This is a genomic window from Fischerella sp. (assembly GCF_013388695.1).
Taxonomy (GTDB): Bacteria; Cyanobacteriota; Cyanobacteriia; order Cyanobacteriales; family Nostocaceae; genus PCC9605.
The window spans coordinates 1-23738 of sequence record NZ_JACAEU010000209.1 but is presented as its reverse complement, the minus strand read 5'-3'; the positions used below and the strand labels follow the sequence as shown (position 1 = coordinate 23738).

The 23738-nt window shown below is 43.0% G+C and carries 17 protein-coding genes and 3 tRNA genes; 9 read left to right on the top strand and 11 right to left on the bottom strand.

Annotated features, from left to right (window positions below; translation table 11 throughout):
- The first annotated feature begins 183 nt into the window (after positions 1 to 183).
- Positions 184 to 266: transfer RNA gene (locus tag HXY43_RS26610), tRNA-Tyr, on the top strand.
- 25 nt (positions 267 to 291) lie between these two features.
- Positions 292 to 363 (top strand) — tRNA-Thr (locus HXY43_RS26605).
- Positions 364 to 476: 113 nt separating this feature from the next.
- On the opposite strand, the gene HXY43_RS26600 is transcribed toward HXY43_RS26605, so the two are convergent.
- Positions 477 to 1439, bottom strand: a complete 963-nt coding sequence (locus HXY43_RS26600; protein ID WP_290890236.1) for a 50S ribosomal protein L11 methyltransferase — start codon at positions 1437 to 1439, stop codon at positions 477 to 479.
- Between the two features lie 592 nt (positions 1440 to 2031).
- On the opposite strand from HXY43_RS26600, the gene HXY43_RS26595 reads away from it, so the two are divergent.
- Together HXY43_RS26595 and HXY43_RS26590 are read left to right on the top strand one after the other, a co-directional pair.
- Positions 2032 to 3936, top strand: coding sequence for a GTPase family protein (locus tag HXY43_RS26595; RefSeq protein WP_290890233.1), 1905 nt, complete (start codon positions 2032 to 2034; stop codon positions 3934 to 3936).
- Between the two features lie 188 nt (positions 3937 to 4124).
- Positions 4125 to 5636 carry an FAD-dependent oxidoreductase gene (locus tag HXY43_RS26590; RefSeq protein ID WP_290890230.1) on the top strand — a complete coding sequence of 504 codons (1512 nt, stop codon included), beginning with the start codon at positions 4125 to 4127 and terminating at the stop codon, positions 5634 to 5636.
- Between the two features lie 430 nt (positions 5637 to 6066).
- Here HXY43_RS26590 and HXY43_RS26585 read toward each other — a convergent pair whose 3' ends face one another.
- On the bottom strand, positions 6067 to 6507 hold the full coding sequence (locus tag HXY43_RS26585; RefSeq protein WP_290890227.1) for a hypothetical protein: 441 nt from the start codon (positions 6505 to 6507) through the stop codon (positions 6067 to 6069).
- A 320-nt stretch (positions 6508 to 6827) separates the two neighbouring features.
- Here HXY43_RS26585 and HXY43_RS26580 point away from each other — a divergent pair, with 320 nt between their 5' ends.
- Complete coding sequence (locus HXY43_RS26580) at positions 6828 to 7952, top strand: alpha/beta hydrolase (protein WP_290890224.1); 1125 nt, start codon at positions 6828 to 6830, stop codon at positions 7950 to 7952.
- Positions 7953 to 7991: 39 nt separating this feature from the next.
- Here the strand turns inward: HXY43_RS26580 and HXY43_RS26575 are convergent, their stop codons facing one another.
- The 6 genes from HXY43_RS26575 to gcvT all read right to left on the bottom strand — a co-directional run bounded on the left by HXY43_RS26575 (position 7992) and on the right by gcvT (position 18385).
- A complete protein-coding gene (locus HXY43_RS26575) occupies positions 7992 to 10337 on the bottom strand; it encodes a CHASE2 domain-containing protein (protein WP_290890221.1) in 2346 nt (781 codons plus the stop codon).
- A 2-nt stretch (positions 10338 to 10339) separates the two neighbouring features.
- Entirely contained in the window at positions 10340 to 11581 is a 1242-nt protein-coding gene (locus HXY43_RS26570) for a DUF1822 family protein (protein WP_290890218.1), read from the bottom strand.
- 6 nt (positions 11582 to 11587) lie between these two features.
- Positions 11588 to 13180: a sigma-70 family RNA polymerase sigma factor gene (locus tag HXY43_RS26565; RefSeq protein ID WP_290890214.1), complete on the bottom strand. Its 1593-nt coding sequence runs from the start codon at positions 13178 to 13180 to the stop codon at positions 11588 to 11590.
- 349 nt (positions 13181 to 13529) lie between these two features.
- Positions 13530 to 16451 (bottom strand): aminomethyl-transferring glycine dehydrogenase, encoded by a 2922-nt coding sequence (gene gcvP / locus HXY43_RS26560; protein WP_290890210.1) that lies wholly within the window; start codon positions 16449 to 16451, stop codon positions 13530 to 13532.
- Between the two features lie 290 nt (positions 16452 to 16741).
- Positions 16742 to 17128, bottom strand: coding sequence for a glycine cleavage system protein GcvH (gcvH, locus tag HXY43_RS26555; RefSeq protein WP_290890207.1), 387 nt, complete (start codon positions 17126 to 17128; stop codon positions 16742 to 16744).
- A 120-nt stretch (positions 17129 to 17248) separates the two neighbouring features.
- The gene (gene gcvT / locus HXY43_RS26550) at positions 17249 to 18385 is read right to left on the bottom strand and encodes a glycine cleavage system aminomethyltransferase GcvT (protein WP_290890204.1); all 1137 of its coding nucleotides are present in this window, start codon (positions 18383 to 18385) and stop codon (positions 17249 to 17251) included.
- Positions 18386 to 18393: 8 nt separating this feature from the next.
- On the opposite strand from gcvT, the gene HXY43_RS26545 reads away from it, so the two are divergent.
- Together HXY43_RS26545 and HXY43_RS26540 are read left to right on the top strand one after the other, a co-directional pair.
- Positions 18394 to 18591, top strand: a complete 198-nt coding sequence (locus tag HXY43_RS26545) for a hypothetical protein (protein WP_290890200.1) — start codon at positions 18394 to 18396, stop codon at positions 18589 to 18591.
- Between the two features lie 79 nt (positions 18592 to 18670).
- Entirely contained in the window at positions 18671 to 19162 is a 492-nt protein-coding gene (locus HXY43_RS26540) for a pentapeptide repeat-containing protein (RefSeq protein ID WP_026736445.1), read from the top strand.
- Between the two features lie 69 nt (positions 19163 to 19231).
- On the opposite strand, the gene HXY43_RS26535 is transcribed toward HXY43_RS26540, so the two are convergent.
- Positions 19232 to 19372 (bottom strand): hypothetical protein, encoded by a 141-nt coding sequence (locus HXY43_RS26535; protein WP_290890197.1) that lies wholly within the window; start codon positions 19370 to 19372, stop codon positions 19232 to 19234.
- A 252-nt stretch (positions 19373 to 19624) separates the two neighbouring features.
- Between HXY43_RS26535 and HXY43_RS26530 the strand changes: the two genes are divergently transcribed.
- Positions 19625 to 20104: a hypothetical protein gene (locus tag HXY43_RS26530; RefSeq protein WP_026736444.1), complete on the top strand. Its 480-nt coding sequence runs from the start codon at positions 19625 to 19627 to the stop codon at positions 20102 to 20104.
- Positions 20105 to 20222: 118 nt separating this feature from the next.
- Here HXY43_RS26530 and HXY43_RS26525 read toward each other — a convergent pair whose 3' ends face one another.
- Both HXY43_RS26525 and HXY43_RS26520 read right to left on the bottom strand, forming a co-directional pair.
- Positions 20223 to 22439, bottom strand: coding sequence for a polysaccharide biosynthesis tyrosine autokinase (locus HXY43_RS26525; protein WP_290890192.1), 2217 nt, complete (start codon positions 22437 to 22439; stop codon positions 20223 to 20225).
- A gap of 753 nt (positions 22440 to 23192) precedes the next feature.
- Positions 23193 to 23264: transfer RNA gene (locus HXY43_RS26520), tRNA-Gln, on the bottom strand.
- Between the two features lie 80 nt (positions 23265 to 23344).
- Between HXY43_RS26520 and HXY43_RS26515 the strand changes: the two genes are divergently transcribed.
- On the top strand, positions 23345 to 23545 hold the full coding sequence (locus HXY43_RS26515) for a hypothetical protein (RefSeq protein WP_290890189.1): 201 nt from the start codon (positions 23345 to 23347) through the stop codon (positions 23543 to 23545).
- Positions 23546 to 23738 lie beyond the last annotated feature (193 nt).

The following is a 23738-nucleotide window of genomic DNA, read 5'->3' as shown; positions in this document are numbered from 1 at the left end:
GTGGTTGGTGGTTAGTGGTTAGTGGTTAGTGGTTAGTGGTTAGTGGTTAGTGGTTAGTGGTGATTTCATTCTTCCTCACTTCCCCCACTCTCCCACTCTCCCACTCTCCCACTCCCAATTTTTTTGAAAAAAAGCTTGGAGATTTCAAAACCTTGTGCTACTATAATTAGTCGTGGGTCGCACGGGTCGGTGTCCGAGTGGTTAATGGAGACGGACTGTAAATCCGTTGGCTAGCGCCTACGCTGGTTCGAATCCAGCCCGGCCCACCTCAAAACAAAACTTTTCTATTTTGCCCGTGTAGCTCAGTGGTAGAGCACACCCTTGGTAAGGGTGAGGTCACGAGTTCAATCCTCGTCACGGGCTTTTAAATTTAAAAAATAAAAATGCTCAAAATCCCTTAATTCCAAGGCTTTTGAACATTTTTATAATTACAGATGTAGATAGTAATTCTTCTAAGTATTGCGAAATTTTGTAAACTATACTTTCAAACGATAGGCAAGTGCAACCCACTCATCTAATCTTTCACAATCAACAAACTCAAATCCTGCCTCTTGCAAAGCTGTGTCCACATTGTCTTTGCTATCGGTAGTGAAACCAGATGTAATTAGTAGTCCCGCGTGGGCATCAGTCTGACGCAGTGCCTGCTGGAAGTCATTGGCGAGGGCAATGTGTATCCGTGCCAGGATATTGGCGACGATGAGATCAAAGCTGTCTGTAGCCTCAATTTTTGGCACATTGTCAATAGTGTTTCCACCCATCCAATGTCCTAGATCGCTTCCACATCCCAGGCTTCCCTTCATTACCCTTACCTGCTGTTCTACCCCATTACGATGCACAGCGTCTTGAGTAGCTTGCACGGCAACACTGTCATTGTCTAAGGCTAAAACGTTTGCCCCCAGCTTTGCCATTGCTACACTTAGAATACCTGAACCCGATCCAAGGTCGAGGGCATTCATAGTCGGGACGGCGTGTCGTTCAAGCAGTTTGAGGCAGACAATTGTCGCTGGGTGTAAACCACTACCGAAAGAGAAAGTTTTCTTCAGTCTCAAGGTTATTTGGTCTGGCACTTCAGATTGATCCGGGGCATCAGAAGTAAGCACAACAAACCGTTTCCCAATCCGATGCACGAGGGGGTTGAGTAAATCTGCGTCTGTGGGTTTCTCGTTAACCGCTGTTATCTGCACCTCAGTCGTTATTCCTGCACGGTACAAGGGCGAAAGCAGATTCACAATTTTTTCTACACGCGCCCTTGAATGAACATCAGAGAGTAGATATAAGCGAATCGTAAATGTCCAGTGGGGTGGTTCTACATCCCGTTCGTTTGGTTCAGCATATTCTGTTATGTGAACATCACTAATATCGATGGTCTCAGCAAGCAGCGTACAGACCCAATCAACTGCTTCGTGCGTTGTATTGAGGCTCAATTCCATCCACGGCATACTTTTCTTCCTCTGGTGTAGCTGCATTGCTGTAGAACAAATACTGACCGCGCGTGAAATTCACTGGCGGCAGACAACTTTTTCATCGTAACGTATGCTTGGAGCGACTGTTTCGTCGTTACAATTTTCAAAAAGTCGCGTTACGTGTGCCAAGGTCTGTTGCTAGGGTGTTGAGTGGACAGCACCACTTTTGAATTTTTCTCACCGTCGTAAGCCAATGCTCGCAGGTTTTCCCCTGACACAGGCGATCGCATTAAATTTTAGATTGCGCGCCTTATTAGTGTGATTTAACGAAACTAATAATAATGGTTAGCCATATTAGAGCAGGTCGATATGTAGAGCAACCTGGTCGATAGCATTTTTACACAAGCGATCGCACTTAACCAAAAGCACACACAAGAGCGATCAGTTTGTGAGTTATCTTCCTGATGGTGATTTCATCTGAATAACTACTAAATAAATATGGTAATGCAAGTGAGAAATATTAACCGTAGATTACTGAGAATAAAGTATACAGACTAATACCACTCGTAAATATATCTGAGAGCGACAATAGTGGTATGAGAAGTTTAATCTAGGCAGGCATGGGGCAATGGTACGCTTAAAACTTTGGCAATGGATCGTCTTAGCAATCCCGATCGCTTTTATCATCACTTTCTTACTGGTTGCAGCAGGATTGCAGATCCATGAGTGGGGTTTGAATTGGATCTGGGGTGTGTTCATTCTCTTATTTGCGGGCTGGCGTTGGTTACTGGTCAAATGGACTCAACCTGTCGTAACACGGGTAGAAACTGTAGTAGCAGAGGTCAGCAAAGAACTGGAATCTGCAGCAGGTGAGACAACGCCAAAAGAGGTAACTGATGTAACCAAACAAGCCGAAGCTGTACTGCAAGAAATCCTGGAAGCATCAAGGAGCGATCGCCCAATTTGGGAAGACTGGCAAACCTTTTGGCTGCGATGCCAGGATCTTGTTGTTGCCGTTGCCCAAATCTACCATCCGGAAGTAAAATACCCTCTGCTAAATATTTACGTTCCCCAAGCTTATGCACTGATTCGTGGGACTGTAAATGACCTGGATCTGTGGATGCAGAAGCTATCCCCTGCCCTCAATCAGGTTACAGTTGGGCAAGCATACGAGGCATACGAAATTTACCAGAGACTGGAACCATCGGCCCGTAAATTCATGCAAGCCTGGAACTTGGCGCAGTGGCTCCTCAACCCAGTGGCAGCAGTGGCAAACTTAGCCAGTCAGCGTTACAGCAACCAAGCTAACCAGCAACTGCTAGTAAATTTGAGTCAACTGCTTCGAGAAGCGGCCCTCAGAAATTTGTGTCGGCAAGCGATCGCTCTCTACGCAGGCATGACTCTACCAGTAGCAGAATCTGCCGTTACCACACCAAAATTACCCGAGACTAAAACCCAAACCCTCCGAGAAATTCTGACGCAAGCACAACCAGCTGCGGTAGTTGAGCAAAAACCCATCAATATTCTATTAGCGGGACGAACTGGAGCCGGAAAAAGCAGCTTGATTAACACGGTGTTTCAGGCAGAACTCGCCGCAGTTGATGTATTACCTAGTACCGATCAAATTCAGAGTTATTACTGGCAAACTCCAGATGAAGAAACACTCACACTTTGGGATACGCCTGGTTACGAACAAGTGAACCGTGCAGATTTACGCGAACTTGTGCTTGATTATGCCACTAACGCAGATTTGCTGCTGTTAGTCACTCCTACCCTCGATCCAGCGCTGCAAATGGATGTGGATTTTCTCCAAGATATGCAGGCGGAAGTTGCAGACTTGCCTGTAATTACGGTCGTTACTCAAGTGGATCGCCTGCGTCCTATGCGCGAATGGGAGCCGCCTTACGATTGGGAATGGGGCGATCGCCCCAAGGAAATTGCGATTCGGGAAGCAACCAATTTTCGCGCTCAGCTTTTGGGTGACTTCAGTAGTTTAGTTCTGCCTGTTGTGACGGGTGACGTGAAAACAGGTCGAGTTGCTTGGAACATGGACGCGCTATCATTGGCGCTGATAGATGCGATCGCACCTGCTAAACAGCTACGTCTTGCCCGCTTTTTGCGTAACTTGGAAGCCCGCACCGTCGCAGCTGCCAAAATCATCGACCACTACACCTTCCAGATGGCAACTACACAAGGAGTGACTGCACTGCTCAAAAGTCCCGTCCTCCAGTTTATTTCCACACTTTCCACCGGATCGCCCACCCTGGCAAATCTGCTGGCAGAGAAAATACCAGCCGAACAGCTGCCGATTGTGATTGGCAAGCTTCAGATGGCATATGAGCTATTTTCACTTTTGAATACAGACGGTTCGCTCAACTTTGACTTGTTATCTTTGTGGCCGCTATTACTAGAAAACCCTGCTGCAAGCGATCGCAACGCTTGGGCATTTGGTCACGCCCTAGTGGAGTACTGGACTAAGAACCTGACGGTTGAACAACTACGAGATCGGTTTAATTACTATCTCAGGCAATAGTTAGCAAAAAAGTTCTACCCAGTTTTCAAGCGTAGCTATCTATATGTTTGGTTGGTCTGAGACGATGCTGGTAAGCTAGGCGGATTACTTTGATTCCTTAATTTTTCTAATCCCTAAGCTCTAATCCCCAAACCCTGCAACCAACTTCGTCTAAATTAATGAATAGACTGCAAAAACCGGAGGCTGGAATGATAGAGGCATCACAACATCAAAAAGTGGTAGTTGTTGGTGCAGGTTGGGCTGGATTAGGTGCAACCTACCACTTGGCAAAACAAGGTTACGATGTGACACTCCTGGAAGCAGGTTCCTACCCCGGTGGACTGGTAGCAGGTTGGAGAACTTCAGGAGGACGTTCAGTAGAAGCGGGTATTCATGGCTTCTGGTATCCTTACAGAAATATTTTTGCTCTCATCAATGAACTAGAAATTAATCCCTTCACCAGTTGGGCTCGTTCCTCACAATATTCTCCCGCAGGTTTAGAAGTTGAGTCACCCATTTTTCAAGACTTACCCAGACTTCCCACACCTCTAGGAACTTTTCTCTATACTCACTTTCAGCGTCTACCATTAATTGATCGGCTGAGTGCCTTGCCTTTACTTTACGCCGTGATTGATTTTGATAATTCCGATGCAGCCTGGCGGCGTTATGACTTTGTAACAGCCCGAGAATTGTTTAAAGATTTCGGGGTTTCGGCGCGACTTTACAGCGAAGCTTTTGAACCAATGTTATTGGTAGGTTTGTTTGCCCCTGGCGAACAATGTTCCGCCGCAGCGACTTTAGGGATGCTTTACTTTTTTATTTTGGCCCATCAACCTGATTTTGATGTAGTTTGGTGTCGCGGCACTGTTGGGGAAAAAATCTTTCGCCCTTGGGTAGAACGCATCGAAAAAGCAGGAGGAAAGTTACTAGCCAATAAACGAGTGACCGACTTAATTATTGATAGCAATAATCGGGCAACGGGTGTAGTTTGTGGTAATGAAGTGTTTGATGCTGATGCGGTAATTTTTGCTGTTGGCATCACTGGCATGAAAAAGATTGTCTCAAATAGCCATAGTTTGCAAAGTCGTGAAGAATTTCGTAATCTATCTAATTTAGGGGCAATTGATGTTTTAGCAACTCGCCTGTGGTTTGACCGTAAAATTAATATTCCTCGTCCTTCCAATGCTTGCTTTGGCTTTGATGCAAATACAGGTTGGACTTTTTTTGATTTGAACGCATTACATGATGAATATCAGCATGAATTAGGAACAGTTGTGGAAGTTGATTTTTATCATGCCAATCAATTTATGGCTTTAGAAGACAAGGAAATTGTGACGATAGTGCAGCGTTATTTAGCAACTTGCATTCCGGAATTTCGAGAAGCAAAAGTAGTTGATAGCAGTGTAATTCGTTTACCGCAGGCAGTGACTCACTTTGCACCTGGTAGCTATCGCTATATGTTACCAGTAAAAACTAGTTTTAAGAATGTATTTATGAGTGGTGATTGGATAATTAATCGTCACGGTTCTTGGTCGCAGGAAAAAGCTTATGTTACAGGTTTGGAAGCGGCAAATCAGGTAATTTATTACTTGGGAGAAGGTATGCCAGCGAAGATTTTACCTGTTGAAGCTGATGAACCCCATATTCAACTGGCAAGAACAGTTAATAGAACAATAAGTTATGTGAGTAAGTCTGTTTTGCCAGATTTTTGGTTGCCATAATATCGCCTCTTGGAGGAATGGGGTGTTTGGCACACCCCCGAATTTTACGATCGAACTAGATGCAATAATTCCCCAGCACGAGAAGAAACTGCAACCGGGAGATTGTCAAAATCATTACTTGTAATGATTTCGCATTGCTTTAGTAATTTGCTTCCATTTTTGTTTGGAATTGCTCCAACCCAAGCTATCTAAATTCATTTGTGTTCCTCAATGTGTGCTACTTGTTCTGCACAAGGCGCACAGAGGAATTCTAAGTTTCATTCCTAGACTAAGGAGGACTAAACAAGAACCTCTACGCCTTGTGTCTGTTGTGTTGGGATGTTCATACTTACCCGGACAGCAAGAAATTGAGTCATAGTTCGTCCTCCTTATGCCTTTCAAGGAAATATCAACACTTCCACATTAACCAATTCCGGAAGATTAGGTACTGTTATCTTGCTTTTTGTTTGACATTTAACCCATCAAGCCCCTGTTTGATCCAATTCAAACATTCATATTCTGATGTGAAGACTCTGGGCGCTGCGATATTATTCAATGAGTCTGGCGGATAATGGTCGTAAAAATATTTACCAGATTCACGATAGACAATGATTAAATTGTTACGGTAAACGTAGCGATATTTAAAACTATCACCTTGGCTGACAAACTCTAAATTTTTGTCAATGTGTTCCTTGGCAATATCAAGAACATTACTGATGCTACTGCCATACATCTGTGCTGGATTTTCTGCTTTGTGAAATCGGCTTTTACGTCCAATTTCTGACAACAATTTATACGAATAAATTTCGTAAGTATCTGCTTTGCCAAACACAAAGGGAATGATGAGATATCCTTTGTATGACAATGAGTTTTTGTAAAGTAGATGGCCCATCTCAACCTCCTGTGATGTCACTGCTTTTAAAAAATCTCCTCACTATTAACCACAAAAATCATTATCCCTCTTTTTGCGAATATCTCTCTTTTATAAATTTGCTAAGAGAAAAATCTTTGTACTGAGCCGAGAGAATATCTGAGAAGCATCAAATCCTTTTCAGAGTGCGATCGCTGTAACCTTGGGCAATGATTTTATTGTCTATACAAGGAGAGTATGATTGTGATTTTTTGGTAAAAATACTTGTCTATAGTGCTGTTATTTTAGATAATCTCTAAAAATCTTATCAATAAATATACTTACGCCAAGGAGTTTTTTCTGTGGCTTCCTTAAAAGCTTTGTCAGTAGCTTCCGCTAGTACAGCATTGATTGTTTTGGGAATTGGGGAAACAGCTAGGGCTGAGACTTACAGTCCTGCTCCTATATTTAAAGATGTTGATAGCTACAGTACAACAATCTCTGCAAATAATGACATAGCCGATATTTACTTTCCCAAACCATCGGGTATCAAAACTGGCAAACACTCCTTTCCCATTGCTTTGTTATTACAAGGTGCAAATGTAGATAAATCAAATTACTCAAATTTCGCCAGAACAGTAGCTAGCTATGGATTTGTGGTGGTTGTTCCCAATCACCAAAAAAACATTCCACAGGTCGGTACAGGACTTTTTGCTGACACCTCACAAATCGATGCTGTTTTGGCGCAAATGAAGGCAGAAAACGCAGATCCCGATTCACCTGTTGCTGGCATTGTCAATACACGAAAACTAGGCTTACTCGGTCACTCTCAGGGAGGTGCTGTGGGATTATCTGCGATCGCAAATCTTTGCCTACCTTTTTTATGTGAAGGTTCTTTTAACCGACCAAAAGAACTGGTAGCAGGAGCTTTTTTCGGAGCCAATCTTCGCGACCAAACTACTCAACAGTTTATCCCTATTAATAATTCCCGAATTCCTGTCGCTCTATTGCAAGGAACCCTTGATAGCATAGCTCTTCCGGAGAGAGCGCAGGCAACTTACGAGCAAATTCAAGACCCTCCTAAGACGTTGGTTAGCATTTTGGGTGCGAACCACTATGGCATTACGAATACAGACAATTCTACGGGTGCAAGACCAGATATTAACATACCTACCCTAGCTCAAAGTGTAGCAGTAGAAACCATCGCTCGCTGGACTGGTTTATTCTTGCGTGCTAGTATTTTAAATGACAAACTTGCTTTTAATTATGTATATTCTACAGGTGATACCCTCGATCCAAATGTGAATGCGATCGCTCAAACTAAGAAGAAAATTCCAGAAGCATCATGTAAATGGGGGTCGGTAGCTTTTGGTAGTGGCGGTAATATTTCGGGATGGGCGAAAAATAGGGAAATAAAAGATACAAACAAAGCTGACTTCGATATCAACCGTTTTTCAAAGCTAACAGGTTCTACCTGCTATCGGTGAGAATGCGGTATGGGAAAATCCAACCAGAGCAAAGAAAGCTTATTTTTGTTGTTCGCTTTGGGATGCGCTATAGATTGTCACAACTGCACCACAAGTTACTAAGACCAATGCAGATGGAACAAAAGGCATCCATCCACCTTGTATTAATAGATACAAGCTAACTCCGTACAAAACACACAGACTGCTGGCTAGGAGTAGGACAAGACGCAATCGCGATCGCAAACTCCAAGCCAGTACACCCCCAACCATAGACCAGCACCAGATCCACAAGACTTCACTCCACTTTGGCAAAGTCCATAAAAGTGGTCGCCGATCCAGTACCGCACTCAGGATCTGGCTGATCATGTGTGCTTGAACAACTACCCCTGGTATTTGCTCGTGAGGCCAGATGCGGGGGCTGTAGGGAGTAGACCAGTAGTCATGAAAAGTTTCGGCTGTAGTGCCAATCAGGACAATGCGATCGCGCACTAAATCGGGAGTAAGTTGATTGTTGAGAACTTGTTTGAGAGTAACTTGTTCGGCAACTTGATGAGAAGCACGCCAATTGAGCAGCACTTGATGACCAAGATTATCTATGCCATGATACCCGCCGCTGTTTTCTTCCAAGTTTCTAAAGACGACACTACCAAGCTGCCAGTTGTTTTCGGGAGTAAGTTTAGGTTTGATACCAGCACTTGCCAAGTAACGAGTTGCAATCCGAAAGCTAAAAGATTTATCAGTCTGGCAAGGAGACGCAGGAGCCATAGCTAATAGTTGGCGACGGATAATGTTATCGGGATCTAACACAACATCACTAAAGCCTTGGCGTGACAATGGAACTTCTGGAGGAGGTGGAACACCAGCGTTTGTGCTTTCCTCACTTGCTTTGCAAATAGCAATAAAGCGATCGCTATTTTGCATGGTCTTAGCTAAATCTGCATAGTCTGTCCCCACAGAATTTTCTCGATAGATATCTAAACCAATAACGCGGGGATTGAACTGTTCGATTTTTTTCACAACTTCAGCCAAGGTTCGGTCTGATAGCGAGGCCCCTGCTCTTTCTTTGGCTGGTTGGGCACGAACATCAGCTTCAGTAACCGTGACAATCAGAATGCGCCGATCCGCTACTTCATGAGGGCGCGATCGCATCAACCAATCAAATGCCATCAGTTCCCATGACTGCAACATCCCTAGCGATCGCATCGCCATTACCAAAAAGGTTACTACCACACTGGCTTTAAAAACGATGGGAAAAATACGCCGACTAGGTATGGTGGGAGTCAGGAACCTCTGTGGCCAAACTAGGGGGGCTGACGCTGGGTTCTGGCAAATCACTGGCAACCAGCTTGCACACGGAAACTCATTTTCTAAACCCTGCAATTTATCTTGTGCTTCCCGCACTGCTAAATAGAAAGATTGACCACTAGCAAATGCCTCCAGAAAGTGCATTAAAAATTCCTGGGCAACAAGATCGGGTACTGGTTCCCGCATCACAATCATTTGCGGAATGTGTAAAGAAGCTAACTGACAAGCCAATCCCAACCCATCGCAAGAGTTAAAAATTACTAAACTTAGACCGCGGGCGATCGCTGCTCTGAGAGCATTTTTTAACTGGGGAATCGTGAGGCTATCTGTTTGATTGATATGAATTCGCCCAGTTTCACCATCGTCATCAGTTGAACCATGCCCCGCAAAGAAGAGAATATCCCAGCCCTGTTTATCCCAAAGCCACCGATCTAACTCTCGTCGTTGTGGCTCGACCAAAAAAACCGTTTGCGCTCCTGGTAATTGCTCTAAAATTTTCTTATCTTTTTGTACATCAATTCCTGTACTATTACCTAGAATCGCTAAAATTCTGATCTGACGCTCAGGGTTTTTGCGTATAGATTTAACTTGCTCTACCTCTAGGATACATGAGCATATCACAGCCTTTTGGTAATCTTCAAAAAAATCCCACAAATGCCAAGGAAGCCTTCTAACTTGGTTATCTTCTGTGGCCAGAATCACCCGAATTTCATCACTAGGGTCTAACTTTGTACGTAATTTTTGCTCGATGTTGCGAAATGGTTCCGACTTGAGCCAGGCATTGATGTTTGTATGTAGATCATCGCATAATTTCCAAAAATCTACAGAAGAGACGTTAGTTACATCATCTTCCTCTATTTCGATGTCTTGGTCTTCTATATCTATGTGCTTTCGCCAACCCAAACTAGGATCTAAAGACTCATAAAGCAACTGATAGAGTAACTGCCATCGTCTGTAGAGTTGCCAAAGTTCTGGTGCAGTTGGCAAGCTACCCGAAAATTGGGCGATGGGATTGTTTTCTTCCGAGAGTATAGCAGTAACGGAGGAAAAGCCCTGCTTTAAGTTGCCCTTTCCTAGATTTAGTATGACTAATTTACTCATGGCTACCAGCCAGCAAGCTTCTCCAGCACAAAATCTTCTTTAATACTGATATCACCAAGGGCTATCTGAATACTAAAATTTTTTCCTGGAGGAGATTTAAATTTTTTCAGTTGAATAAAGTGATCGTGACATCTTGATTCTACTTCTTGAAGAATGTTTCCTGCTCCCGAGACCAAAATTAATTTGAGATGGGGTGGTAGGTAAACTTCTTCGTTTGCGGGATGCAGTTGCACGCGGATACTGAATTTTTCATCCCATTCTGAAGTCAAACCAATTAGCAGCACAACCGCAGTACCCCCCAGTTGCATACCCAAATCAATTAATTTGGCTCCTTTTACACGAACCTCATTCAAGGCAGTCTGATTTCGGAATTGAACTGCTAGAGTTTTCTGTTGGGAACTAAAGAATGCATCACAAGACTGCCAGCCAGCCTCAAAAATATTGTCAAACCATTGGCTCAAATTGTTCACTAAAGAGCGATCGCCTTCAACCTGATTCGTCTTTTGGTTGACAAGCCGTCTTTGGTAAAGATGCTGCCTACTTTCATCCGATGCCAGTAGTGCTGCCCATTCCTCAAAACTCATCTCCGTAGGTAAATCAACAGTCCACTCACCTAGTTGATCTAGTAATTTCTCTACTTCTACACTTGACAAAGTTGGTAAAGATTCAACCTCTAGTTGCTTTGGGGAAAATACTTCCCGTGCTACCCACATCACATTTAAGTCTGTAATTAACTCCTCTTGATCCAGCGAGTAAGTTCTATCCATCGGATCATATTTAGCTTCTTTGCGGATCTGCTGATGGGTAGCATACCCCCACACTCCCAACCAGCGATCGTCCAAGTTTAACTGCACAGCCAAATAATAGTTAGCTGCCCAGTTAGGAATATCGACCCATTCTTGGGGAATCCGAAACTCTGTGAAATTACTTTTCTCACTGGGAATTAGCACTAGTCGAGTTTCACCTAGAGTGATAGCAGTGCCATTCACAACTTCCCAGAAACTAGGAAGCTGATTATAATCAGGCCAAACCTGCAAATTATCTCCTAGTTCTGGATCTTCTTTTAGCCAAGTCAAAAAAGAATTCAAACACAAACAATTCAGGTAAGCATTCCAACGAGTTGCTGTGTGAGAGTAAAGTTTTTGAGCAGTTAATTGCCATGCCTTTTTCTGTTCTTGTATTGATAACTCTAACCATAATTTTTCCGGATAGAGAATCGTCAACTCATCTAATTCCAATGTCATATTATTTCATCCTTGCTGAGTTAAATAAAATTTGCTTCTTAACCAATCATGGACAAAAATAGCTATTTTCGTAATTCCTATATCTAGAGAGTCGGTGGCTAGATTCATACTTATTTCCAACTCTTGTTTAAAAGGAATTATCAAATCTTGTTTAATTTCTGCCAAGTTATTAGATGTTTCAGAAAAAGCTAGCTTAATCTGCTCTTCATTCAGTTGAAGCAACTGATTGATTTGATGATAAAGAATTAGCACCTTGTTTTTGTTTTGGCATTGCCCGGCAATTTCATCTAAAATTAAATAGAATAACTTTTGACAATGAGATTGCAAATATTCAGTCATCGCATCTTTAATGCTTTGAATATCTTTATCGTCATTAAAATAAACATCTGGATTAGTTTGATTCCATTCATTAGCTAAGTCTCTTAACAAGCTTCTGCTATATTTAGCTAACTGACGAGCTACTTGATACTGTTTTTGCAATTCTGGATACTTATCTTTTAAAACTACTGCGATTTCAGCTTGAGTAAAGCTTAAACCTTGCCAGAGTTTTAACATTGTTTGACCTGCTTCTGGCATAGTTGCAAATAATTTTGAGACCAGCAGCTGCAATTGTTCCCATGTTTCTTCTTGGATGAGATTATCCCAAGGAGTAGGCATAGGATCGGAGATATTGTCATATGTTTCTAGAGGTAAAAAGCGTTTAGTGCGGTAATCGCGGGCAGCCTGAATGCAAATTGACAGCATTTGTTGAATTTTCTCACCCGAAGCTAGTGCTATTGGCAAATCCAATTTCTTAAGTCTCTGGTTGTAGCAAAAGGCAATTTGTTGCAAATGCTGTTGAGTAGGGGGTACTAAGCTACGGCTACCATAGCTGCGATCGGGTTGATAAATTTTATCTAAGCATTGCCAAGCTTGACAGTAAGAGTTAATTTGATTAAAACTGAAACCTTTTGATATCAGAGCTTCTTTCAATTCTTTAGCAGTTAAATCTTTCAGAAGACCATAATCAGAAAACTTTCCTCTCTTTGCTTCTATATCTTGCTGGTAAATTGTATTGCTTATCAACCGTATGATTGCAGTTTTTGCATAACCTTCTACATTGGTTTGCGGATGCTCAAAATTAAAACTTTTGAAGAGCTTGACCGGGGGATTAGCGACTGAATTGGCTATTTGAAAATATTCTTCTAGTGGGTATTTATGCCGGAGATATTTAAATCGTTGATAGGCTTTTTGAGAAGCCCACAAGCAAGCTTCTTGTAAGTAAGCAGACAAATGTTTCCCAGCTATTAAAGAAGACGCGGAGAGGGGAAGACGCGGTGACGCGGAGAGAGAAAAATTCCCCGCATCGACCTGTCTTTGTATTTTTGTGTCCTCTTGATTAACTACTCCCAAGTTCTCAGACTGAGATGGGTTCCTTAAAATTTTTAGAAAGTACCTTGCCCAAAATTCTTCATTAGCCTCTGGTTCTGACCTTACTAAAAGTTTCATATAGCGTTCTAGTTCCAGGTCTGTTTGCCAAATAGGATTTCTATCACTACCGGAATTTCTGAAACTGAGGAACGTCGAGAATTTTTCAATGATATTCTCACGTTTTTTCATGAAGCTTCCTCTTATTTTTGATCAGGCTGATTTTTAAAGAGTTTTCATAGCCTTCTAAATCCAGAGAGAGTGCTATTCATATATGGGGTTTTCAAAAAGGGATTATGCAGACTATGACGCAAAGTGACCGAAATATTTGATAAAAAGTTGGGCAGGGGCTGTTTTCAAGCTTGTTTTTGTGCTTATGTTGACTTTGCTTTGCGGAGTACACCGACAAGGGTAAAAAGTTAGCCCCTCTCTGTAAGCGGAGAGGGGCTGGGGGTGAGATTCTACGGGAAGTGTATGTAATCAGCTGGACACAATATCAAGCATCTGAAGATTTTGAAACTGGGGAGTTTCGCACTTGCCGTCAAGTTTGATAAGCGTCCATTGGTAGGCAAGAACAAACAAAATTCCTATCCCCAAAGGCAGCATCAATGCGACCAACCGCAGGCCAAAATTTGTGTTCGCGAGTCCAAGGTGCAGGGTAAGCGGCTTGTTCGCGGGAGTAAGGATGGTTCCATTCTCCGACAATTAGGCTTTCGGCTGTGTAAGGTGCGTTTTTGAGGACGTTATCTTGCAGATCTGCTTTACCAGATTCAATTTCGGCGATTTCCTGGCGAATGGCAATCAATGCATCGCAAAAACGATCCAATTCTTCCTTGGATTCGCTTTCGGTGGGTTCCACCATGATTGTACCTGCCACAGGCCAAGAAACCGTAGGCGCGTGGAAGCCGTAGTCCATCAGACGCTTGGCAACATCATCAATTTCGATGCTTGCAGATTTTTTGAGCGATCGCAAATCTAAAATGCACTCGTGGGCAACTAACCCATTTTTCCCTTGATATAAAACGGGATAGTATCCCTCAAGTCGCTTAGCAATGTAGTTGGCATTGAGAATAGCCACTTTCGTAGCATCAGTCAAACCCGCCGCACCCATCATCGCGATGTACATCCAAGAAATCACCAAGATGCAAGCACTACCCCAAGGTGCAGCAGAAACCGCACCTATACTTTGTTCACCTCCCATTTTCACAACTGGACTTCCGGGGAGAAAAGGCACTAAATGCTTAGCAACACCAATTGGCCCCATACCGGGGCCACCACCACCGTGAGGAATGCAGAAAGTTTTGTGCAAGTTCAAGTGACAAACATCTGCACCGATATCTCCCGGACGACAAAGTCCCACTTGGGCATTCATATTTGCCCCATCCATGTAAACTTGCCCGCCGTGGGTATGAACAACAGCACAAATTTCTTGAATTTGTTCTTCAAACACACCGTGAGTAGAAGGATAAGTCACCATCAACGCGGCGAGTTCTTTGCTGTGCTTTTCTGCCTTTGCCTTTAGATCGTTCAAGTCCACGTTACCTTGATTGTCACAGGCAACAGCTACCACCTTCATCCCGCACATCACCGCACTTGCTGGGTTGGTTCCGTGGGCAGATGTAGGAATTAGGCAAACATTGCGGTGTGCTTCCCCACGACTTTCGTGATACTTGCGGATGACTAACAACCCTGCGTATTCACCTTGAGAACCAGCATTGGGTTGCAGAGAAATTCCGGCAAACCCAGTAATTTCAGCTAACCATTCTTCCAACTGCTGAAACAGAATTTGATAACCCTGCGTTTGCGACTGGGGGACAAAAGGATGAATCTTGCAGAATTCTGCCCAAGTTACGGGTATCATCTCCGATGTCGCATTGAGCTTCATCGTACATGACCCCAAAGGAATCATTGACGTTGTTAGCGACAAATCCTTAGTTTCTAGCCTGTGCAGGTAACGCAACAACTCAGTTTCTGAGTGATAGCGGTTGAAGATAGGGTGGGTGAGGTAGGCGCTTTTGCGCGGGAGGGGGAGATGGGGAGATGGGGTGGTGCGGAGAGGGGGGGATAATTCTTCTAGGGTGAAGGGTAAGTTATCTGTGCCAGCAAAAATTTCCCAAAGGTCTTGCACATCCTCAACTGTAGTGGTTTCGTCTAGCGAAATACCTACAGCAGTGTCATCGAAAATCCGCAGGTTAATTTTCTTCTGTTCGCAAGCTGCGAGAATTTCTTTTAAACTGCGCGTTCCTAATTCTACTCGGATTGTATCAAAGAAACTTTCGGAAGTAAGTTTGTAACCCAGACGTTTCAGTCCTGCTGCCAAGACTACAGTTAGGGCATGAATGTTATCTGCTATTTTTTTGAGTCCATCGGGGCCGTGATAGACAGCATACATACTCGCCATCACCGCCAGCAATACCTGTGCTGTACAAATATTGCTAGTCGCTTTTTCGCGACGAATGTGCTGTTCGCGGGTTTGTAAAGCCAAACGTAAAGCAGGTTTGCCTTGAGAATCTTTTGATACACCTACAATTCGGCCTGGCACTTGCCGTTTGTATTCTTCTTTTGTGGCAAAGTATGCCGCATGAGGGCCGCCGTAACCAAGGGGAATCCCGAAACGTTGAGTACTACCGACGGCAATATCAGCACCAAATTCACCGGGAGGTGTCAACAAGGTGAGGCTTAAGGGATCTGCTGCTACCGTTACCAATGCTCCCACAGCATGGGCTTTTTCTACAAAAGCGCGGTAGTCGTAAATTGTGCCATCACTAGCGGGATATTGTAAAATTGCCCCAAAAATCGGTTCTGCGAAATCAAAAGTTTGGCGATCGCCGACGATAATGTGAATTCCCAAAGGCTTTGCCCGTGTCTGCAACACATCGATAGTTTGGGGATGGCAATCATTAGACACGAAGAAGGTATTTGCCTTATTTTTACAAACACCATAACTCATGCTCATTGCTTCGGCGGCGGCTGTTGCTTCATCTAATAATGAAGCATTAGCAATTTCCAAACCTGTCAAGTCGATCATCATGGTTTGGAAATTCAACAGTGCTTCTAGTCGCCCTTGAGCAATTTCCGGCTGATAAGGAGTATATGCAGTATACCAACCAGGGTTTTCTAAGATATTACGCTGTATCACCGCTGGGGTGATAGTGTCGTAATATCCCATACCAATGAATGAGCGGAAAACTTGGTTTTTTAAAGCTATTTCTTTTAACTTTGTTAGTGCGGCATACTCACTTAATGCTTCTGGCAATTTTAATGGACGAGATAGCCGGATGGACTGCGGTACTGTTTGGTCAATGAGGGCATCCAGCGAAGAAATACCCAGTACAGCCAGCATTTGCTGGATGTCATCGGCATTAGATCCAATGTGTCTTTCCTTAAAATTACTGGACTTTTGAGTGCTTTCGCCCGGCGTTTGTTGGTTGCCTGACTGAGGACGAGGAGCGGATATTACCACAAATAACTCTCCAGACGTAACTACTTAATATTTTGCAATAAGTATATTTAAGACGTTGGATTCAGAAATATCAGTTTACGTAAACTTCACATGGTGATAGTGGTTAGTGGTTAGTGGTTAGTGGATAGTGGTTATATCAAGTTCGCTTAATTACTTGTAATTCAAAATTCTCCGCGTCTGGGTGTCACGCGCCCCCGCGTCAGGTCTGATTATAAGTGTTCACCCGAACCTAATATTACGTTGTAACAACCACCTACTAACTACTAACCACTAACTACTAACAATTTATACTACCCCTCCACCTGGGCGCTATACTCTTCTGCCGTCAATGCATCATCAATTTCACCGGGGTCATTAACTCGCACTTTAATCAACCATCCCTCGCCGTAAGGGTCTTCTACTATTAGTTCCGGAGATTCTACCATTGCATCATTGCGTTCTATGACAGTGCCAGTCACTGGTGAGTTTAAGTCTTCAACGGCTTTCACAGATTCAATGGTACCCAACTTTTCTTCTTTGGTGACAGCATCACCGATTTCTGGCAATTCCAGAAATACAATGTCTCCTAATTGGTCTACAGCAAAGGCGGTAATGCCAATTGTGGCAATTTCGCCTTCTAAGCGCACGTATTCATGAGTATCTAAGTACCTTAAATCTTCTGGATATTCCAAAGACATATCACTTCCTCTTCCACATGAGAAAAATTAACGTAAATGATGGCTAATAGCTACATGGTAAAGGTAATTAGCCATTAGAAATTAGTAGCACCCACAAGTTTGATTTTTCCCATTGCTTTTTCAGTTCGTTACGCGAGTTTTAGAACGGTAAAAAGGTTTTTTAACTACTACCGCTGGGTAAGTTTTACCGCGAATTTCCACTTCTAACTGCTGATTAACAATTGCTAGCTGGGTGGGAACATAAGCCAAGGCAATGGGATAACCCAGTGTAGGTGATAGTGTACCACTAGTAACTTCTCCTACTACTTTACCTGCTGATAATACTTGGTAGCCGTGACGGGCAATGTTGCGTCCTTGCATTTGCAAACCTACCAGTCGACGCTCAACTCCGACTGCTTTTTGCCGTTCCAAAATTGGACGTCCAATAAAATCCCCTTTGGTATCAAGATGCACTAACCAACCCAAACCCGCTTCTAAAGGTGTGGTAGTGTCGTCGATATCTTGCCCGTAAAGTGCCATTGCTGCTTCTAGTCGCAGAGTGTCTCTAGCACCAAGTCCACAGGGAACAACACCAGCATTATGAAGACGACGCCATAATTCTATCCCCACTTGTGGATCTAGCATCACCTCAAATCCATCTTCTCCGGTGTAACCTGTGCGGGCAAGAAAGGCTGGTTTACCTAGAACCGTTGCTTCTAAGTGACCGAAGGCTTTGACTGGGGTTAAGTCTGCTTGTACGAAAGGCTGAAGATATTCGACTGCTTTTGGCCCTTGGACGGCAATTAAAATTTTTTCTGATGAAAGGTCTTGGAAGGTGACTTCGTTGGCGTCAAGATGCTGCAATATCCACGTTTTATCTTTGTTAGTAGTGGCAGCATTGACGATCATCACTCCCTGTTGGTTGCCAGAGGGGTTTTCTCCTTGAAAGTAGAAAATAATATCATCAATAATGCCACCTTCGGGATTTAACAATACTGTGTATTGGGCTTGACCAGGTTGCAAGCGAGTTAAATCTGAAGGTACTAAAGTTTGAAGTTGTGAAATGAGGTTTTTACCTTGTAATGTAAATTTACCCATGTGGGAAATATCGAACATTCCGGCTTTATTTCTTACAGCTTCATGTTCGTGAGTAATACCGCTAAATTGTACGGGCATTTCCCAACCACCAAAGCTGGTTAATCGTGCTTTCAGTTCTTGAGCAAGAGAATATAGAGGTGTTCGATATAGAGAGACAGCGTTTTCTTCTTGTTTAGCCACGGGTAATTTTGTTCTCAGAGATCGCCATCTTTATATACTACGGGATTGATTGGGGTTCGGCAGGCGATCGCACTTTGTTTAAACCACAAAGATCCAAAGGACACAAAGAACGACAGATTTTTTACCGCAGAGGACGCAGAGGAAACAGAGAGGTATTTGTTTGCAACGGCATAACTCAGGTTCTTAACTCGGATTTTCTCGTTTAGAACAGGTTCTCCAAAAAGAACTTACCCATGATGTTTAATAATGAATGGTGTAAGTATTGAGATTTATTAAGTTAACGTTATGAAGTTTTGGCGAGTATTAGCTGCCTTTATCTTAGCTATGGTGCTGTTGTTTCCCCTGTCAGCAGAGGCAGCAAAATCTTCTAGCAGCCGTTTTGCAGGCTACAAGCAAATGAGTAACGCAGATTTTTCTGGTCAAACCTTGATCCGTGAAGAGTTTGCCAAGGTGAAGCTGGATAAATCTAATTTTAGCAATGCTGATTTACGTGGTGCTGTTTTTAACAGTGCTTATCTAGAAAAAGCAAATCTACATGGTGCAGATTTTACCAATGGTATAGCCTATCTTACCGATTTTCGGGATGCGGATTTAAGTGATGCAATTTTTACCGATGCAATGCTTTTATATTCTACTTTTGATAATGTTGACATCACAGGTACTGATTTCACCAATGCAGTTTTAGATGGTCTGGAAGTGAAAAAACTTTGTGCGAAGGCAAGTGGCGTGAATTCTAAAACTGGTGTGTCTACGAGAGAGTCTTTGGAGTGTGGTTGATAGTTAGTAGTTAGTGGTTGTTTGTTGGTTGTTGGTTGTTAGTTAGTGGTTAGTAGTTCCCCCACTCTCTCATCTGACAGGTGAATGAAAAAGCGATCGCTCTTTATTACAGAAGATGCAAAGGGCGATCGCACTTATTAACAACTGCATGTAAAGTAAGAAAATTCCTAAAACTATAAAAATCCTCTTACCTTCTGTCTTAATTTTCAAAGCAGCTAATCACAGGAAAATTCCACAACCAACGATAAAAATACCTCTTAAGAGTTCCCCTTTCCCCTTTCCCCTATTTTCAATACAGCTTTTAAAAAGCTAAAATAATTGCCAGATAAAGATTGTAAGCTTAAACACTTCCACAATTCTCCCGTGGCAGGGCGAAAAACAATTTGCCACACGATACTAGCTCCTTCATGTTAAAATTAATCCCCCGGCTTTTACAGCAGCAGCAACTTCGCTACCCCAGATATGGTTCAGTACACTCTCGCTCAAAGCCCAGAAATTATCCTCACCGTTCCTGGTAAAGATTCGGCCAAAGCCCGTGAGAAAGCTATGGATCAGCTAATGCAACTCATGGATGAAGGCAAATTGCCTACGGAACTGGAAGACGGATTTGGTCCCCAACAACTAATTGAGGTGAAGGAAGTACCAATGGATACTGCTAGCGGTGAGGACGAAATTACACAAGCAGTTCAGGTTCTCAGCAACCTAGCCACATTGAAGCTGAAAGTCCAAGATTCACGCGCCGAAGCATTGGAAATTCGCAAACAGGTTGACATACTCTTCTCAGACAAGTCTGTAACTGAAGAAGAAATTACTCGCCTGAAGGAAGGTTTTAAAGTTCTCAAGACTTTTGCTCAAGCAAATTTGCGTTACCAAGAAGCAAAAACCAAAGCAGAACAGGCTCGTCAAATACTCGATCGCGCTCTGAAATCACCGGATAGATAGTAGTTAGTAGTTAGTGGTTGTAGAGACGTGCCATGGCACGTCTCTACATTGGTTAGTAGTTAGTAGTTAGTAGTTAACCACTATCCACTATCCACTATCCCCTATCCACTATCCACTATCATTTAATTTGTCTTAAGGAAGTTGGCGCAGAAGCACTGCTGCTATCTACGTCTTCCTCATCACCTATGCGTTCAACGCTCATGCCCTGTCTGTAATACTGCTGGTAGTAGCTGTAAGAGGCGGGTACAGAGTCTCTTGACTTATTCGCTATCAACCCTAAAACGGGTGTTCCTGATATTTGTAGTTCTTCTAGTGCTTGCTGGAGTACACTACGTTTTACCTTACCCAAACCAGCAACTAGAACCATACCATTTGTATTTGCAGCCAGCAAGGTAGCATCTGCGAATCCAACTAGAGGTGGCGTGTCATAAATTACTAAATCAAAGCTGCTATGTAGGTCTTGCATCAAGTCCTGCATTTTCTGAGACGCAAGCAATCTAATCGAGTCTGGTGGAATCGGGCCGGCAGAGAGGACATAGAGGTTGTCTTCTAAGGGCGATCGCTCTATCACATTGCTCCAGTCTAGATCGGCAGAAATCACATCAGTTAAACCCTGAATATTCATCAACCCCACGCGCTGGTGAAGGCTGGGAGAACGTAAATTTGCATCCACAAGCAATACTCGATGTCCCATCGCTGCTGCTGACAAGGCTAAGTGTACAGCAACTGTTGATTTACCGTCTCCTTGCCCTGCTGAACTAATCACAAGTGAACGAATTGGTGCATCCGAACCTAGAAGCAGAATATTGGTGTAAAGAGAACGAAAGACTTCAAAAAATGAGGCCCTAGCAGCTTGTTGCACAGTACTAGAAGCATTTCCTTGATCAGCTAATGCTGCAATTTCTTTTCTTAAAGGAACTACGCCTAGTAATGGCAGACCAGTAACTTCTTTAAGATCCTTAGATGTATAGAAAACATTGCTGAGCTTATCTACAACTAAAGCTGCTCCTACACCCAAGAGTAAACCCAATAATCCTCCTAGCGCTAAATTTCTCTTTGCACTATCCGAAATAGCCTGGGGTTCGTTCACTAGTGTCATTTGAGGATCGAGTAACCTCCAAGGCTGGAGTCTTTGAGAATACTCGATTTGCAATGCTTGTTGCTTGGCTGTAAATTGGCTGAGAGCGTCGGTAGCAATTTTTAATTCCCGCTGAATGTTATCGTAATCACGACTAACTGCTGCCAAAGCTCGTAAGTAGCCGTTGAGGTTATCGATTTTCTCGGCTAAAGCTACATCACGCGCTTCCAGTTCCCGAATTCGACTGAGAAAATCCCTATTTACCCTTGCCCTTTCCTGCTCCAGCATCGAAACCATGCTGTACCTCTGCTGGTAAAGGCGTTGCATACCCTCTTCTTGATCGGTATATACAGATCCTCTTCTAGCAATTTCTGTGTTTGCTTGCTGAATTTGATCGAGTATCTTTTGGTAGCGAGGGTTGTCACTCAGCAGCGAATTACTAGCCAATGCACCTGGTTGTTGTGCCAACTCTTTTTGCAAGTCTAGATATTTGGCTCGCATTTGCTCTAGTTGCACGCGATTATCCAACTGCTGTTGTGTCAACGTTGCAATCAGAGCAGATACTTCTTGTGATTTCTGCGCTGGTTCGACTAAGTTATTTTTTTGCCTGATTGTTCGCAGTCTTTCTTGCCAGTCTTTGACTCGTTCTTCCAGCGGCTGTTTTTCTTTTTCTACAAATTTGATAGCCTGCTCAACATCGTTTCGACGCTCCTCCAGACTATATTCCAAAAAAGCATCTTTAATTGCACTTAGAAAGTCGCGAACTAAATGCTCATCTGGGTTTGTGTATTGAACCTGTAAAATATTCTGTTCCCCAGGCTCAATCATTAAGCTCTGCATGATGTAGTCATAATCTAGACCAGGGTACTTCATCTGCAGCTTTTGAATTACAGGCTCTAATAATCCGCGACTTTGTAAAACTGCGATCGTTGTCTTGACTTCATCTTTTGTCTGCGGAGCGGTGATTGGGTCTTGTCTATTTCCTATAGTTTGAGGAACATCCGCTACAGCCTTACTCTCACCAGTTACAGGCTTGGTTAAAATCTCAAACGTACCCTGATATATTGGTGGATCTGTTTCTGCCTTCAACACCGCAGCTGTTGCCACTACGCCTGTTACACCAGCTATCAACAATGCTCGGCGACGAAGAGCTGCTCCAACTTGACCCAAATTCAATCCACCTTCATCAACATCATTGAACTGGGATGAATTGGCCGGTAACAATGGGTATTGAGGATGTTTGTCTGATCTCAGCATATCCTTAATAAATTGAATTACAGTACTGGTATTTCCTAGTTGGTAGGCGTAGTTACATGCATTAGACTGCTAAATCTGACGGCACACCCTGGTAGATTAATGAATTTTCTAACTACACAGTTGTAAATAACTCAAGATTTCCTTTAAGTATTGTCAAAAACATACGTACTATACTTAGTCACTCCGTATTCAGTGTTTAAAATTCCCGTTAATCGGGAGCTATGTACTATATATACAGTAACATTACGCAAGATTGATTTGTTTCTGATTTTGATCTTGAGTTAAAGTTAAAGATAGAGTGTAGACCGAGATTTTCTACACCTTACATCATGCCATGAGCATGAAAGCTAATCATTTCAAACAACTAAATGGCTTGGGTTTTAAATTTTATAGTGAGAGATAATTCTCGATTAAGACATTTGTTTCAGTATAGTATAGTCTAAAAGATGCACTTAGTTATTTTATTTTTACTAATAGGCTCCGAAGTTTTCCGGACAAAAAGCAGTGCGGGGCATATAACTTTAATTTACCTAAGTAAGTACTGTTAGCAATCCTTGAACTTATCGTTGCACTTAGATATGTCAAGTTAACTAAAACACTAACTGTATATCACTGTACATCATAATAAGGATACTGAATCGACGTTCTAGCGTGACGCCTACTTAGTAAAACCACCATATATTTAGTTAAAAAGACTATTTACATTCGCTAAAAAAACAAGAGGTAAGCTAGTTTGCTTACCTCTTGGTTATACTGGGGCGCTAGGATTCGAACCTAGGGATGGCGGGACCAAAACCCGCTGCCTTACCGCTTGGCTACGCCCCATTGCGTTTTCACTCTTGTTAATATAGCAGCTAACCCTAGGGTAATGTCAAGTACTTTGATCTCTTATTTCGGCAAATCTTTTGACACTCCCCGTTGTTGGGCATGGGGAATGGAGCAAAGGGCAAGGGGCAAGGGGCATCGGTAAGAAAATCATTCTCAATCCCCAATCCCCATTACCCCTTATCCCCAGAGGGGGCCCCACCTTCCCCGATACCCAATTCCCAATGCCCTATGCCCCAAGTCAGCGTCAAGGTAGTGTTTCCGCTCAAGTTCAAATCTGAGATTTCTTGCGAACGTTTACGATGCGTACTTCTGCTTGATATCTGCATTGCCCGGTTTGTAACAAGGGGTAGAAATTTGGCGTTGCTGAATTTGGTCATGAATTATGTGTGCATACATTTTTGTAGTTCGATGCCAAATCATTGTAGAGACGTAGCAATGCTACGTCTCTACATACCCGTGAATTGTAAATTC

Excerpts from the sequence above, each read along its gene's own strand:
- gcvH (WP_290890207.1), bottom strand. The coding sequence starts at position 17,128 with ATGTCTTTGGAATATCCAGAAGATTTAAGGTACTTAGATACTCATGAA.
- HXY43_RS26590 (WP_290890230.1), top strand. The coding sequence starts at position 4,125 with ATGATAGAGGCATCACAACATCAAAAAGTGGTAGTTGTTGGTGCAGGT.
- HXY43_RS26595 (WP_290890233.1), top strand. The coding sequence starts at position 2,032 with ATGGTACGCTTAAAACTTTGGCAATGGATCGTCTTAGCAATCCCGATC.
- HXY43_RS26575 (WP_290890221.1), bottom strand. The coding sequence starts at position 10,337 with ATGAGTAAATTAGTCATACTAAATCTAGGAAAGGGCAACTTAAAGCAG.
- HXY43_RS26530 (WP_026736444.1), top strand. The coding sequence starts at position 19,625 with ATGGTTCAGTACACTCTCGCTCAAAGCCCAGAAATTATCCTCACCGTT.
- HXY43_RS26600 (WP_290890236.1), bottom strand. The coding sequence starts at position 1,439 with ATGCCGTGGATGGAATTGAGCCTCAATACAACGCACGAAGCAGTTGAT.
- HXY43_RS26585 (WP_290890227.1), bottom strand. The coding sequence starts at position 6,507 with ATGGGCCATCTACTTTACAAAAACTCATTGTCATACAAAGGATATCTC.
- HXY43_RS26565 (WP_290890214.1), bottom strand. The coding sequence starts at position 13,180 with ATGAAAAAACGTGAGAATATCATTGAAAAATTCTCGACGTTCCTCAGT.
- HXY43_RS26540 (WP_026736445.1), top strand. The coding sequence starts at position 18,671 with ATGAAGTTTTGGCGAGTATTAGCTGCCTTTATCTTAGCTATGGTGCTG.
- HXY43_RS26525 (WP_290890192.1), bottom strand. The coding sequence starts at position 22,439 with ATGCTGAGATCAGACAAACATCCTCAATACCCATTGTTACCGGCCAAT.
- HXY43_RS26570 (WP_290890218.1), bottom strand. The coding sequence starts at position 11,581 with ATGACATTGGAATTAGATGAGTTGACGATTCTCTATCCGGAAAAATTA.